Raw genomic sequence first — 13,494 nt, forward strand, 5'->3', positions numbered from 1 at the left:
GTTGGTACTTATAGCTTTGCAGTCATAAAATAAGACAAAAATAGGGTGAAAGATGGACAATTATAGGGTCAACTATAGACTAAAAGAGGGTAATCCTGAGACAGATTTAGGGTGACAGTATAGACAAATGTAGGGTAGAATGCGACAAAAATAGGACAAAGTATAGACAATAGTAGGGCATACTATGGACAGAAATAGGGTCTAAATCAACGAGCAATATGATCCAATAAAAGCTGAGTATAAAACGAAATGCGACAAAAATAGGGTCATAAATAAGCAAATAATGCTTTTCTACGGACAAAAATAGGGTGATGATACAAAAATCAAAATATTGACCCTATTTTTGTCCATAGTAAAGTTAAAATGAGCTTATTTTGCTGAAAATATACCGAATACAAGCGATTTTAAAGTAAATGACCCTATATTTGTCCGATTTCAATTTATGATCAAAATCGATCCTGTATATAAAGCATTTGAACAAAGTATTTGTCAGCACACATATCAGTAACTGTTGCTATAAATGGGTAATGATTAATGTTAAAATATAGAATATACATGAAATAGATGGGAGAGTTGATGATGCAAAATAAAGCAGATCGTCTAAAAGGCGCTAGAGTTCCTCAAACGCCTGAATTAGGGCAAGATATGCAACATCGTTTACCTCCAGGGCAGACACTTACTGAAAGCTTTCCGATTTTGCATGAAGGTAGTGTACCTGAGTATGATATGAATCTATGGAATCTACGTATTTTTGGAGAAGTAGAAGAAGAGCAGTTTTTTACATTTGAAGATTTGCAAAAGCTACCTGTTACGCGTACCGTGAGCGATATTCATTGTGTAACTCGCTGGTCTAAGTTTGATACCGTATGGGAAGGTGTTAAGTTTTCAGATTTGATGAAACTACTAAAAGTGAAATCTGAAGCCAAATATGTAATGATTCATGCTGATCCTGATTATGAGACCAATGTAGCACTGAAAGATTTGATGGATGAAGATGTATTGTTAGCTTGGAATTACGACGATAAGCCTATTACAGCCAAACATGGTGGACCATTGCGTATGATTGTACCGAAATTTTATTTTTGGAAAAGTGCAAAATGGATACGTGGCATTGAATTTATGAAAGAAGATCGACGGGGATTCTGGGAAAATCATGGCTTTCACAATGTAGCTGATCCTTTCCAAGAACAACGTTTTTCTTCAGATGAATATGAAATGCCAGAAGATGAATGGAAGTATTGTGAAGCGGACTAACCATTAGGAGCTGATAACTATGAATGGATTAGGCTTTATTATCGTAACAGTAGTTTCTGCGGTAGCTGGTGTACTGTATTATGCAGGAATTGGCAAACGTATCGCTGAAGAAGAAAAAAAAGCAGGGCGAGATCTTACGTATGAGATCAATCCTTTTACAGGTGGAAGAAAGTAAATATTCTGTTAGTTGATCGTAGCAACACTGAGTACAGCTAGAATACTTAAAATAATGAATACAAAAAAGAACCGTTCCCTAAGGACGGTTCTTTTTATTCGTTGATCGAATGTGAGCCTAGAAAAGTAGATACTTGATGTACATAAATACTACTTCAAAGGGGATAAACTACAATTACAAGCTATCTACAGCTTTTTGCAATTTAGCATCTAACATACCTTTTTCTTTGCTACCTTGGTTTAAAGAAGGTTCAAACCAATATACCACTACAGCATTACCTTTAATATATGTTGATTTGTTCAACAAGTCATAAGGAGTTTTGCTTGTTTGAGTTTTCAAATCTTCTAGACCTTTTTTAGCATCGTCAGCAGACTTGAAGCTATAAATTGAAACCGTTTCTTGTTTATTTAAATCTTTATCAGTAACAAAACGAGTTGCTTTCACATCATTCAATACCCAACTGTTTTGTTCATCTGGAGCAGAAATCAAATCGATTTTTTGTGTTTTGATTGCACTAGCTACTTTATCAACAGAAATATCAGATTTATCGCTATCTGTAGTCGTATCCGTTGTCGTTTTGTCTGTGCTTTCTGTTGCTTCGTCTGTCGCAGTTGCGTCTTCGCTTGTGCTGTTGTCGTTGTCAGTTACAGCTGTACTTCCTCCTGTTGTTGTAGAGGAGTCTGTCGCTGTAGATTCATTCGTTGTTGTTGGTGTTGTAGTGCTAGCTGGTGTTTGAGTGCTGTTATTAGAACAGCCGGCGGTCGCAGCTACAACGGTTAGTGCAAGTAGAAAAGTACTGATTTTGAGTTTCATAAAATGGACCTCCTGTTTGTTAAGTTCATCTTTACGTTGATGAATCTTTTGAATATGAATAACGAAATAACGTTTTTCACTATAACATACATACACATAACAGTCGATTTTGACACGAACCTTACATTTTGTAACAAATGTCAATCCATTATAAGAATGATGATATTCCTGTCATATCAAGGGTTTGAAGGATTTGTAACGAAATTGTTCTTTCTGAAAATAAATCATAATAAAAAAAATTGTTTTATGTACAGACAAAAAAGAAGCAGTTAGGGGACTGCTTCTTTCGTTAAATCGATATCAAAATGATCTTCTAAACTCTATATAAGGGGGTAGAGTTAGAAAGGGTTTATAGGGATAGTGTACAAGTTGGACAATCTAAAATTAGATAACGTTTAATTCAACAGCGATGTTTCCACGTGTTGCACGAGAGTAAGGACATACATTGTGAGCTTCTTCTACAAGTTTAGTAGCTACTTCACGATCTACACCTTTAACCAAAACATCCATTTTTACAGCTAGCGCAAATCCGCCATCTTCAGCTTTACCAAACATAACAGTAGCGTTTACTTCTGTACCTTCGTGTTTGATTTTTTGCATACGAGCAACCATATTTAGAGCACTATCAAAACAAGCAGAATAACCTGCTGCAAATAATTGTTCAGGGTTAGTACCAGCACCGCCAGCGCCACCCATTTCTTTTGGTGTTGCAATATCTAAACGAAGTTCAGGACTAGAAGATTCAATATAACCTGCACGTCCGCCGACTGCTTTTACTGTAGTTTCATACATTTTTTGTTGAATTGTTAACATGAATAACTCCACCTTTTCGAACGATTTATTTTACAAAATTAAATTTAACACAATTAATATGAAAAGTAAAATATTTTTCGCTATATTTATGTAAATCAGTAGATTTTATGATATAATCATACGTATAAAGTAGATTTCGCACACTCTTGTTCGTCACTAATTTTGTCGTTTTGGGTAAATATTAGATAAGAATATTTATATTTCATATTAATTATAGGTAGGTGATATAGCATGACTACAGAATCAAATGAGTATCCACACCCGCAGTTAAAGCTTGAAAATCAACTTTGTTTTGCTATTTATGCTTCTTCTCGTGAGATGACTAAAATGTATCAGCCATTGCTAGATCGTTTGGGAGTAACTTATTCTCAATATTTAGTGATGATTGTTTTATGGGAGAAACAAGAATGTACAGTTAAAGAATTAGGAAATGCATTGTATTTGGATTCAGGTACATTGACTCCATTACTTAAACGTCTGGAAGCAGCAGGCTTAATTATTCGTAAGCGTTCTACAGAAGATGAGCGTAAAGTGCATATTACATTGACTGAAGCTGGTCAAAATTTGCAAGAAGAAGCAGTTAATATTCCGAATGATGTTTTAACCGGAACATGTATGAATACGAAGAAGCTAGAAGAATTATTAGGTGAGTTTAAACAGCTACTTCATAACATTCACCAAACGAATGTCGAAATGGCGAATAACAAGTCTTAATGGATACAAAATACGTGTATCTTGTGCAATAGAATAAAGCTTTAAAATCAGCCCTTTTATCGAAATTTGGTAAAAGGGTGTTTATTTTTTTACTTTGATAGCGTATACATGATATATTAAGTAAGAGCTAGCTTACTCAAGATAACTTCCAGTAAATGGAGTAAATTGGCGAAATTTTTAAGGAAAGCGTTTTAAAAACATGTTACAATATTGAAGGTTATTGATTTGCCGGGTGATGTTGCCGGAATGCATTCATGTTGATAGGAGGATTTATTGAATGAATATCCATGAATATCAGGGAAAACAAGTACTTAAACAGTACGGAGTAGTAGTACCGGAAGGTAAAGTTGCTTTCACGGTAGAAGAAGCTGTAGAAGCAGCTCAGTCACTGGGCAGCCCAGTGTGTGTTGTCAAAGCTCAAATTCACGCTGGTGGCCGAGGTAAAGCTGGCGGAGTTAAAGTAGCTAAAAGTCTAGATGAAGTACGTACGTATGCTCAAGAAATTTTGGGTAAAGTGCTTGTAACGCATCAGACAGGACCTGAAGGAAAAGAAGTAAAACGACTTCTAATCGAAGAAGGCTGTGATATTCAAAAAGAATATTACATAGGCGTTGTTATCGATCGTGCTACAGGTAGAGTCGTCATGATGGCTTCTGAAGAAGGCGGCACTGAGATTGAAGAAGTCGCTGAAAAAACACCTGAAAAGATTTTCCGTGAAACTGTAGACCCGGCTATTGGTCTACAAATGTTCCAAGCTCGCAAACTAGCATATGCAATCAATATTCCTACTAAGCAAGTGAACAAAGCAGCTAAATTTATGACTGCCTTGTATACTGCTTTTATCGAAAAAGATTGCTCAATTGCAGAAATCAATCCGCTGGTTGTAACAGGCGATGGTGAAGTAATTGCTTTGGATGCGAAATTGAACTTTGATTCTAATGCGATCTTTAGACATCCTGATATTCTTGAACTTCGTGATCTGGATGAAGAAGATGCAAAAGAAATTGAAGCTTCTAAATACGATCTAAGTTATATCGCTCTTGATGGTAATATCGGTTGTATGGTCAACGGTGCAGGTCTAGCGATGGCTACAATGGATATTATCAAATATTATGGCGGCGAACCGGCTAACTTCCTTGACGTAGGGGGCGGTGCAACAACGGAGAAAGTAACAGAAGCTTTCAAAATTATTTTGTCCGATAGTAGTGTAAAAGGTATTTTCATTAATATATTTGGTGGTATTATGCGTTGCGATGTTATTGCTAACGGCGTAGTTGAAGCTGCCAAACAAATCGGTCTGGATCGTCCTTTAGTTGTAAGACTTGAAGGTACGAACGTAGATTTAGGTAAACAAATTCTCGCTGAATCAGGGCTAAACATCGTTGCCGCGGATTCTATGGCGGACGGAGCACAGAAGATCGTAGCTCTCGTATAAAATCCAGGACCTAAATTAAGTGATAGGAGCTGTGTCTAAACAATGAGTATTTTGGTAGATAAGCATACAAAAGTCATCACTCAGGGTATCACCGGGGCAACAGGACTCTTTCATACTAAGGGTGCGCTAGATTACGGTACTCAAATGGTAGGCGGCGTAACACCTGGTAAAGGTGGAACTGATGTTGAGATTACACTCGAAGATGGCAAAACTGTAAAATTGCCAGTCTTTAATACAGTTGTAGAAGCCAAACAAAAAACTGGTGCTACAGCAAGTGTTATCTATGTACCTCCTGCATTTGCAGCTGATTCTATTCTTGAAGCAATCGATGCTGAACTAGATCTGGTTATCTGTATTACAGAAGGTATTCCAGTATTGGATATGGTCAAAGTATCCCGTTATCTAGAAGGCAAAAAAACAGTTCTTATCGGACCTAACTGCCCGGGTGTGATTACACCAGGTGAGTGTAAAATTGGTATTATGCCAGGTTACATTCACAAGCCAGGTTATGTAGGTGTTGTATCACGTAGTGGTACATTAACGTATGAAGCTGTTCATCAATTGTCTACTCGTGGAATTGGTCAATCATCTGCAGTAGGTATCGGTGGAGATCCAGTAAAAGGTTCAGAATTTATTGATATTCTGAAATTATTTAACGAAGATCCTAATACACGTGCTGTTATCATGATCGGTGAGATCGGTGGTACAGCAGAAGAAGAAGCTGCAGAGTGGATTGAAGCGAATATGACGAAGCCTGTTGTAGGCTTTATCGGCGGCGCAACAGCTCCTCCAGGCAAACGTATGGGACATGCAGGCGCAATTATTTCTGGTGGTAAAGGTACTGCTGCTGAAAAAATTGCTAAATTAGAATCTTGCGGTATTAAAGTAGCACCTACTCCTTCTGAAATGGGTTCAACACTTGTTGAAGTTTTAGAAGAAAAAGGTCTTTTAAGTGAGTGCACTACGCACTAAAAAGGACTTTAATCTATCGGTATAGACTTTTAATGGCCTGTTCTTTATAATGGGTGTAATTAGATAGTGACAGACGTATAAGGTAAGCAACCTTTGTATTCTCTTGAGGAGACAAAGGTTGCTTTTTTTGCGTTCTTTTTCGTTTATTTTGAAAAAAGAGATCGAAATAATGGAAGAAAATACCTAAAAATGAAGTAAACGCTTGCAAAATAGTTAGGTTTACGATTAAATGGAGAAGGATGATTTGTTCCTGCTCCTGAAAAGGAGATTATATTATGAATGAGAAATTAGTATGGCTTGGACTATGTGAAGCTTCTGGAATAGGTTGGAAAAGAATGAGCGATATATTACAGAACCATGTAGATCTGCGCGAACTGCCGGAATGGGATGCCGGAAGCTGGCGTGGATTAGGCATGCCTGAAAAAGTTGCTCAATCTTTACCACAGCAGTTACAACCGGAATATCTGATGTCCAAAATGAAGAAGTATAAAGATCAAGGGATTCATATTATTACTATGCTAGATGAAGAGTATCCTACTTTAATGAAGGAAACTTTTCAACCACCCTGGATCTTATATGCTAAAGGAAGATTAGAATTATTATCGAGCTTCTGTATAGGCATGGTTGGAACAAGGGTTCCGACAGCTTATGGTCGTAAAGTTGGTGAGTTACTTGCTGGTGAAATGGCAGAACGTGGTGTTACGATAGTAAGCGGGATGGCTCGAGGAATAGATAGTGTCTGTCACGATGCAGCGCTTAGAGTAAATGGATCAACGATCGCAGTACTAGGTACAGCTATTGATATGATCTATCCAGCGGAAAATCGTTCACTGTATCATCGAATAGCAGATCAAGGATTGATTTTGTCCGAGTATCCGATAGGAACCAAATCTTCGCCAGGTCTATTTCCACAGCGTAATCGAATTATATCGGGGCTTTCCTATGGCTCTGTTGTTGTCGAAGCAGATGCTAGAAGTGGATCGTTAATTACAGCCGATTTTGCAATGGAACAGAATCGTGATGTATTTGCTGTACCGGGTCCGATCACTTCTCCCAAAAGTCAGGGTACACTTTCTTTACTCAAACAAGGAGCCATTCTGGTTACATCTACAGAAGATATAATGAAGGAATATGATTCAAGTTTAATTAAACGGTGTGATAATCCGTACGAAATGAAAGAAAATTCCAGTGAAATTAACGACTCAAATGCTTCGATTTCACCCTTTTCTCAAAAATTCGATTTGACAACAGACGAAAAAACGATATACCTTATATTGGAGCAGGGTGATGCAACAATCGATGAACTTCATGTTCAATCGAATTTTGATTTTGGACTTTTGCATACGGTTCTGTTATCTTTAATCATAAAAAAACAGATCAGTCAACGCTCTGGCGCGTTATATACCTTAATATAAATCATATAAAAGATAAAATGAAAGGGGGACGAACCTAATGGCAGATACACTTGTTATTGTAGAATCACCAGCGAAAGCGAAAACAATCGGTAAGTACCTGGGCAGTAAGTATATTGTGAAAGCATCCATGGGACACGTTCGAGATTTGCCGAAAAGCCAAATCGGTGTTGATGTTGAGCATAATTTTGATCCTAGATATATCACTATTCGTGGCAAAGGCTCTATCCTCAAAGAATTAAAAGATGCCCGTAAAAAAGTAAAAAAAGTCTATCTCGCAGCCGATCCGGATCGCGAAGGTGAAGCAATTGCTTGGCACTTAGCCCATGCGCTTGATGTTGGCGAATCCGAAATGTGTAGAGTTGTTTTTAACGAAATCACCAAACAAGCAGTCAAAGATGCTTTCAAAACACCACGCCAAATTAATATGGATCTTGTTAACGCACAACAAGCGCGTCGTATATTAGATCGCTTAGTGGGTTATAAAATCAGTCCATTATTATGGAAAAAAGTAAAAAAAGGTTTGTCCGCAGGTCGTGTACAATCTGTAGCCGTTAAAATTATTATTGATCGCGAAAATGAAATCTCTGATTTCGTAGCTGAAGAGTACTGGAGTATTACAGCGAAGTTAAGGATCAATGATACTACGTTCGAAGCCAAGTTCAACAAATTGAACGGTGAGAAAAAAGATCTTCATAATGAAGAAGAAGTCAAAGAAATTTTGGCGGCTATTGGAGATTCTTCTTTTGAAGTCACCAATGTAAAAGAGCGTGAACGTTTGCGTCATCCTTCAGCTCCATTTACTACATCTTCTTTACAACAAGAAGCGGCTCGTAAATTGAATTTCCGTGCAGCAAAAACAATGTCTGTAGCTCAGCAGTTGTATGAAGGTATTGATCTAGGCAAAGAAGGTACTGTTGGTCTTATTACTTACATGCGTACAGATTCTACTCGTATCGCTGCATCAGCACAAGAAGAAGTGAAAGAGTTTATTTTAGAAAAATACGGTAAAGAGTTTGTTCCTGATGAACCACGCCAATATTCTAAAAAAGCTGCTAATTCTCAAGATGCGCATGAAGCGATCCGTCCTACTTCTGCTGTACGTGATCCAGATTCTCTCAAACCATTAATGAGTCGTGATCAATTCCGTCTTTATAAATTGATTTGGGAACGGTTTGCTGCAAGTCAAATGTCTTCCGCAGTATTGGATACATTATCTGTTGATATTGCAGCAGGTCCTACTACTTTTCGTGCGGTAGGTTCCAAAGTACGTTTTCAAGGATTTATGAAATTATATGTTGAAGGCAATGATGATGGTAAAGAAGAAGGCGACAAATTTTTACCACCACTTGCTCAAGGCGATCAACTTCAAAAAGAAGAGATCGAACCCAAACAGCATTTCACTCAACCGCCGCCACGCTATACAGAGGCACGTCTAGTAAAAACGTTAGAAGAGTTAGGGATAGGACGACCAAGTACGTATGCACCTACACTCGAAACGATTCAAAAACGTGGTTATGTCGCGATTGAAGAAAAGAAATTTATGCCGACAGAACTGGGCGAATTGGTTATTCAGCAGATGGAAGAATTTTTCCCTGAAATATTAAATGCTGAGTTTACAGCGAATATGGAACAGAACTTGGACCATGTGGAAGATGGGGAAGAAGACTGGGTTCACGTATTAAGTGAATTTTACGAATCTTTTGAAAAACGCTTAGAATTTGCTGAAGAAGAAATGAAAGAAATTGAGATTGAAGACGAAGTGTCTGACGAGCTGTGTGACAAATGTGGATTGCCAATGGTTTATAAATTAGGACGCTTTGGTAAATTTCTCGCATGTTCTGGTTTCCCAGATTGTCGTAACACCAAACCGATTATTAAAGATATCGGGGTTACTTGTCCAACATGTAAAGAAGGGCATGTCGTTGAACGTCGTAGTAAAAAAGGTCGGGTATTCTACGGTTGCGATCGTTATCCTGATTGTGATTTTGTATCATGGGATCGTCCATCACCTAAACCTTGTCCAGTCTGTGAATCAATGATGGTCGAAAAACGTAACAAACAAGGTGTGAAGTTGCAATGTACTCATTGTGATCATACTGAAATGGTGGAAGAACCAGAAGATGAGGCATTAGAGGTGGATTAACGTTTCCTTTCTACAAAATAGGATTTTGAGACTTTTTCACGTATAATACGTATCATTAAATACAGTGTGGATCTTTTGGATCCACGTTACCTATCATAACTTGTATCTTGTTTATTTAAACAGGGTGCAAGTTATAACTATTTAGATTAAGTGCATTATGCAGGAGGTTTTTTATTGTGTCAGATATTCAAAAAGTAACGGTTATTGGAGCAGGTCTTGCAGGTAGTGAAGCAGCATGGCAAATCGCAAGTCAAGGTGTACCTGTTACCTTATACGAAATGCGTCCTGTGGTAAAAACACCAGCGCATCATACAAATCAATTTGCAGAGTTGGTATGTAGTAACTCTTTACGTTCCAATACTTTAGCAAATGCAGTAGGCGTAATGAAAGAAGAAATGCGTATGCTGAATTCGTTAGTTCTTGGAGCAGCAGATCGTCATGCCGTTCCAGCCGGTGGAGCACTTGCTGTAGATCGTGATGGATTCTCTGGTGAGATTACTTCTACGCTACACAATCATCCTTTGGTGACCGTAGTTAATGAAGAATTACAACAAATTCCTACAGACGGTATTGTAGTGATTGCGACAGGACCTTTAACATCGCCTGCATTGTCGCAACAAATTCAATCACTTTTGGGTGAAGAATATTTCTATTTCTATGATGCAGCAGCTCCTATTGTAGAAAAAGATTCAATTGATATGAATAAAGTTTATTTAGCTTCGCGTTATGATAAAGGTGAAGCCGCTTACCTGAATTGCCCGATGAACGAAGAAGAGTTCAATGCGTTTTATGAAGCACTGATCGAAGCAGAAACGGCTCAATTAAAAGATTTTGAAAAAGAAATCTATTTTGAAGGTTGTATGCCTATCGAAGTGATGATGAAGCGTGGTAGACAAACAGCTTTGTTTGGACCGATGAAACCAGTAGGTTTGGTTAATCCTCATACAGGTGAATTACCTTATGCGGTTGTTCAATTGCGTCAAGATAATGCAGCAGGTACTCTTTATAATCTAGTTGGATTCCAAACGCATTTGAAATGGGGCGAGCAACGTCGTGTATTTTCTATGATTCCTGGTCTTGAAAATGCAGAGTATGTTCGTTTTGGTGTGATGCATCGTAATACGTTTATCAATTCTCCTAAGCTGTTAGAAGATACATATCAGCTTAAAAATGATCATCGTATTTTCTTTGCCGGACAGATGACAGGTGTAGAAGGATATGTAGAATCTGCCGCATCTGGTTTGATTGCTGGTATGAATGCTGCACGTCTAGCTAAAGGGCAAGAATTGCTTCATTTACCTTTGGAGAGTACACTAGGAAGTATGGCTCACTATATTACACATGCTGATCCAGATCATTTCCAACCGATGAATGCCAATTTTGGTCTATTACCTAAACCAGAAAAACGTATTCGTAATAAAAAAGAAAAAAATGAAATGCTGGCAAATCAGGCTTTAGAAAGTATTAAAACATTTTTTGAGCTAGAGCAAACAGAAGTTACACAATAATTCACGTTTGATTATGTAGAGGAGGGGAAGTATAAATGGATCTCTCATTTCACGCTACAACGATATGTGCTGTTCGTCACAATGGTAAAGCAGCTATCGCTGGTGATGGTCAAGTCACATTCGGACAAAATGTTATTATGAAGCAACATGCTAAAAAAATACGTCGCCTCTATCGTGGACAAGTATTAGCTGGATTTGCTGGTTCGGTAGCTGATGCGATTACGTTATTTGAAAAGTTTGAAGCGAAGCTTGAAGAGCATCACGGTAATTTGCAACGTGCTGCAGTAGAGCTTGCTAAAGAATGGCGTTCTGATCGTGTACTTCGCAAATTAGAAGCTTTATTGATTGTTATGGATCAAAGCGGAATTTTGTTAATCTCTGGTGGCGGAGAAATTATCGAACCGGATGACGATGTTATTGCGATCGGTTCTGGAGGTAATTTTGCTTTGTCTGCTGCACGTGCACTTAAACGTCATGGTAAAGATTTAGAAGCAAAAGACATTGTCGAAGCTTCACTGCATATCGCTGCGGAAATTTGTGTATATACGAATGATAATATTATTGTAGAAGAATTGTAAGATGGACCGGTGCTACTGCGTACTTTAGTAACAGGTGCGATAAGCACCGGTTTTTATATAATCGTTATATTGTTTAATCACTATAGTTACTATCAGTTCACTACTTTTATCGATATGGAGGTAAGATCATGACAACCACTGCTTTGACCCCTAGAGAAATAGTTACCGAATTGGATAAGTATATTGTTGGACAAAAAAATGCTAAAAAATCGGTTGCAGTTGCACTTCGTAATCGTTATCGCCGTAGTCTTTTGCCTGAAAATATGCAGGATGAGATTGTACCAAAAAATATTTTGATGATCGGGCCAACAGGTGTAGGTAAAACAGAGATTGCCCGTAGGCTCGCGAAGCTCGTTCATGCTCCGTTTATCAAAGTAGAAGCAACCAAGTTTACTGAAGTAGGTTATGTTGGACGAGATGTAGAATCTATGGTGCGTGATCTTGTAGAAACAGCTATTCGTATGGTCAAATTGGAACGTACTGAAAAAGTAAAAGACCAAGCAGAAGAAATGGCAAATGAACGTATTGTCGAAATTTTAGTGCCTTCTGGCTTTAAAAACAAATCACAACGTAATCCGCTTGAAATGCTATTTGGTAATCAAAATCAAACGGAAGAACCTCAGACTAATTTTGAGCAAGATGGTTCGATTCAAGATAAAAGACGCAGAGTGCGTTTTGATCTGTTAGCAGGCAAATTAGAAAATGATGTGATTGAAGTAGAAGTAGAAGATTCTATGCCTTCTTTGATGGATATGTTTGCAGGTCAGGGCAACGATCAAATGGGGATGAATATGCAAGAAATGTTAGGTAGCTTTTTACCTAAAAAAACAAAAAAACGTAAACTTCCGATTAAAGATGCTCGCAAAATATTAACACAGCAAGAAGCGAACAAATTGATGGATATGGACGATGTGAATCAAGAGTCACTACGTCGTGCAGAACAAACAGGTATTATTTTTATCGATGAGATAGATAAAGTAACCAGTTCTGGACGTGGTACAGGCCCTGATGTTTCTAGAGAAGGGGTACAACGTGATATCCTTCCGATTGTAGAAGGTTCTACGATTATGACGAAGTATGGCCCGGTCAAAACAGATTATATTTTATTTATAGCAGCCGGTGCTTTCCATACGTCTAAACCTTCTGATCTGATTCCAGAATTGCAAGGTCGCTTCCCAATTCGGGTAGAACTGGATAGTTTGACATTAGAGGACTTTGTAAATATTTTGACAGAGCCTGAAAATGCATTAACAAAACAGTATGTCTATCTTTTACGTTCGGAAAATATAGAATTGGAATTTTCTAATGAAGCTATTCGAGAAATCGCTTCGATCGCAGCGGCAGTTAATCAAAATACTGAGAATATTGGTGCACGTCGTTTGCATACGATTTTAGAAAAACTGTTAGAAGATTTATCTTTTGAAGCGCCAGAATTGACGTTAGAGAAAATGATTATTACACCTCAATATGTACAAGAAAAATTACGTGAGATTGCTCAAAACAGAGATTTAAGTCAATATATTTTGTAAAGAGCTACGTCTCTAGCACCTGTACTAGTCGATAAAGACCGAAATTGAATAGGAAATCATCTTTTTAGGAAAAAGGTGGGGTACTGTTTCTCAAAGTTCCCCGCCTTTTTCCTATATTTTCGTAGTCGCGAAAGAGGTATGATGA

12 protein-coding genes are annotated in these 13,494 nt (G+C 37.9%); 10 read left to right on the forward strand and 2 right to left on the reverse strand.

Translation table 11 applies throughout. The features are described from left to right. The first annotated feature begins 579 nt into the window (after positions 1–579). Complete coding sequence (locus QE450_RS05685; RefSeq protein ID WP_307297711.1) at positions 580–1,254, forward strand: sulfite oxidase-like oxidoreductase; 675 nt, start codon at positions 580–582, stop codon at positions 1,252–1,254. A 19-nt stretch (positions 1,255–1,273) separates the two neighbouring features. Then, entirely contained in the window at positions 1,274–1,429 is a 156-nt protein-coding gene (locus tag QE450_RS05690) for a hypothetical protein (RefSeq protein WP_301261341.1), read from the forward strand. A gap of 174 nt (positions 1,430–1,603) precedes the next feature. Here QE450_RS05690 and QE450_RS05695 read toward each other — a convergent pair whose 3' ends face one another. Beyond that, on the reverse strand, positions 1,604–2,242 hold the full coding sequence (locus QE450_RS05695; RefSeq protein WP_307297715.1) for a hypothetical protein: 639 nt from the start codon (positions 2,240–2,242) through the stop codon (positions 1,604–1,606). A gap of 384 nt (positions 2,243–2,626) precedes the next feature. Beyond that, positions 2,627–3,055 carry an organic hydroperoxide resistance protein gene (locus QE450_RS05700; RefSeq protein ID WP_204824589.1) on the reverse strand — a complete coding sequence of 143 codons (429 nt, stop codon included), beginning with the start codon at positions 3,053–3,055 and terminating at the stop codon, positions 2,627–2,629. 231 nt (positions 3,056–3,286) lie between these two features. On the opposite strand from QE450_RS05700, the gene QE450_RS05705 reads away from it, so the two are divergent. From QE450_RS05705 to hslU, 8 genes are all read left to right on the forward strand, one after another. Further along, positions 3,287–3,769: a MarR family winged helix-turn-helix transcriptional regulator gene (locus tag QE450_RS05705; protein WP_273615762.1), complete on the forward strand. Its 483-nt coding sequence runs from the start codon at positions 3,287–3,289 to the stop codon at positions 3,767–3,769. Between the two features lie 277 nt (positions 3,770–4,046). Next, positions 4,047–5,204 (forward strand): ADP-forming succinate--CoA ligase subunit beta, encoded by a 1,158-nt coding sequence (gene sucC, locus QE450_RS05710; RefSeq protein WP_273615763.1) that lies wholly within the window; start codon positions 4,047–4,049, stop codon positions 5,202–5,204. Between the two features lie 42 nt (positions 5,205–5,246). Beyond that, the gene (gene sucD / locus QE450_RS05715; protein WP_273615764.1) at positions 5,247–6,176 is read left to right on the forward strand and encodes a succinate--CoA ligase subunit alpha; all 930 of its coding nucleotides are present in this window, start codon (positions 5,247–5,249) and stop codon (positions 6,174–6,176) included. A gap of 275 nt (positions 6,177–6,451) precedes the next feature. Next, complete coding sequence (gene dprA / locus QE450_RS05720; RefSeq protein WP_307297722.1) at positions 6,452–7,591, forward strand: DNA-processing protein DprA; 1,140 nt, start codon at positions 6,452–6,454, stop codon at positions 7,589–7,591. A 37-nt stretch (positions 7,592–7,628) separates the two neighbouring features. Then, positions 7,629–9,734 carry a type I DNA topoisomerase gene (gene topA, locus QE450_RS05725; protein ID WP_307297724.1) on the forward strand — a complete coding sequence of 702 codons (2,106 nt, stop codon included), beginning with the start codon at positions 7,629–7,631 and terminating at the stop codon, positions 9,732–9,734. 176 nt (positions 9,735–9,910) lie between these two features. After that, on the forward strand, positions 9,911–11,242 hold the full coding sequence (gene trmFO / locus QE450_RS05730) for an FADH(2)-oxidizing methylenetetrahydrofolate--tRNA-(uracil(54)-C(5))-methyltransferase TrmFO (RefSeq protein WP_204824584.1): 1,332 nt from the start codon (positions 9,911–9,913) through the stop codon (positions 11,240–11,242). A 35-nt stretch (positions 11,243–11,277) separates the two neighbouring features. Next, positions 11,278–11,820 (forward strand): ATP-dependent protease subunit HslV, encoded by a 543-nt coding sequence (gene hslV / locus QE450_RS05735; protein ID WP_204824583.1) that lies wholly within the window; start codon positions 11,278–11,280, stop codon positions 11,818–11,820. A 128-nt stretch (positions 11,821–11,948) separates the two neighbouring features. Continuing rightward, the gene (gene hslU / locus QE450_RS05740; protein WP_273615767.1) at positions 11,949–13,349 is read left to right on the forward strand and encodes an ATP-dependent protease ATPase subunit HslU; all 1,401 of its coding nucleotides are present in this window, start codon (positions 11,949–11,951) and stop codon (positions 13,347–13,349) included. The last annotated feature ends 145 nt before the right edge of the window (positions 13,350–13,494 follow it).

The organism is Paenibacillus sp. SORGH_AS_0306 (assembly GCF_030819345.1).
GTDB classification, from domain to species: Bacteria; Bacillota; Bacilli; order Paenibacillales; family Paenibacillaceae; genus Saccharibacillus; species Saccharibacillus kyungheensis.

Excerpts from the sequence above, each read along its gene's own strand:
- QE450_RS05695 (WP_307297715.1), bottom strand. The coding sequence starts at position 2,242 with ATGAAACTCAAAATCAGTACTTTTCTACTTGCACTAACCGTTGTAGCT.
- QE450_RS05685 (WP_307297711.1), top strand. The coding sequence starts at position 580 with ATGCAAAATAAAGCAGATCGTCTAAAAGGCGCTAGAGTTCCTCAAACG.
- topA (WP_307297724.1), top strand. The coding sequence starts at position 7,629 with ATGGCAGATACACTTGTTATTGTAGAATCACCAGCGAAAGCGAAAACA.
- hslU (WP_273615767.1), top strand. The coding sequence starts at position 11,949 with ATGACAACCACTGCTTTGACCCCTAGAGAAATAGTTACCGAATTGGAT.
- sucD (WP_273615764.1), top strand. The coding sequence starts at position 5,247 with ATGAGTATTTTGGTAGATAAGCATACAAAAGTCATCACTCAGGGTATC.
- QE450_RS05690 (WP_301261341.1), top strand. The coding sequence starts at position 1,274 with ATGAATGGATTAGGCTTTATTATCGTAACAGTAGTTTCTGCGGTAGCT.
- QE450_RS05705 (WP_273615762.1), top strand. The coding sequence starts at position 3,287 with ATGACTACAGAATCAAATGAGTATCCACACCCGCAGTTAAAGCTTGAA.
- hslV (WP_204824583.1), top strand. The coding sequence starts at position 11,278 with ATGGATCTCTCATTTCACGCTACAACGATATGTGCTGTTCGTCACAAT.
- QE450_RS05700 (WP_204824589.1), bottom strand. The coding sequence starts at position 3,055 with ATGTTAACAATTCAACAAAAAATGTATGAAACTACAGTAAAAGCAGTC.
- sucC (WP_273615763.1), top strand. The coding sequence starts at position 4,047 with ATGAATATCCATGAATATCAGGGAAAACAAGTACTTAAACAGTACGGA.
- dprA (WP_307297722.1), top strand. The coding sequence starts at position 6,452 with ATGAATGAGAAATTAGTATGGCTTGGACTATGTGAAGCTTCTGGAATA.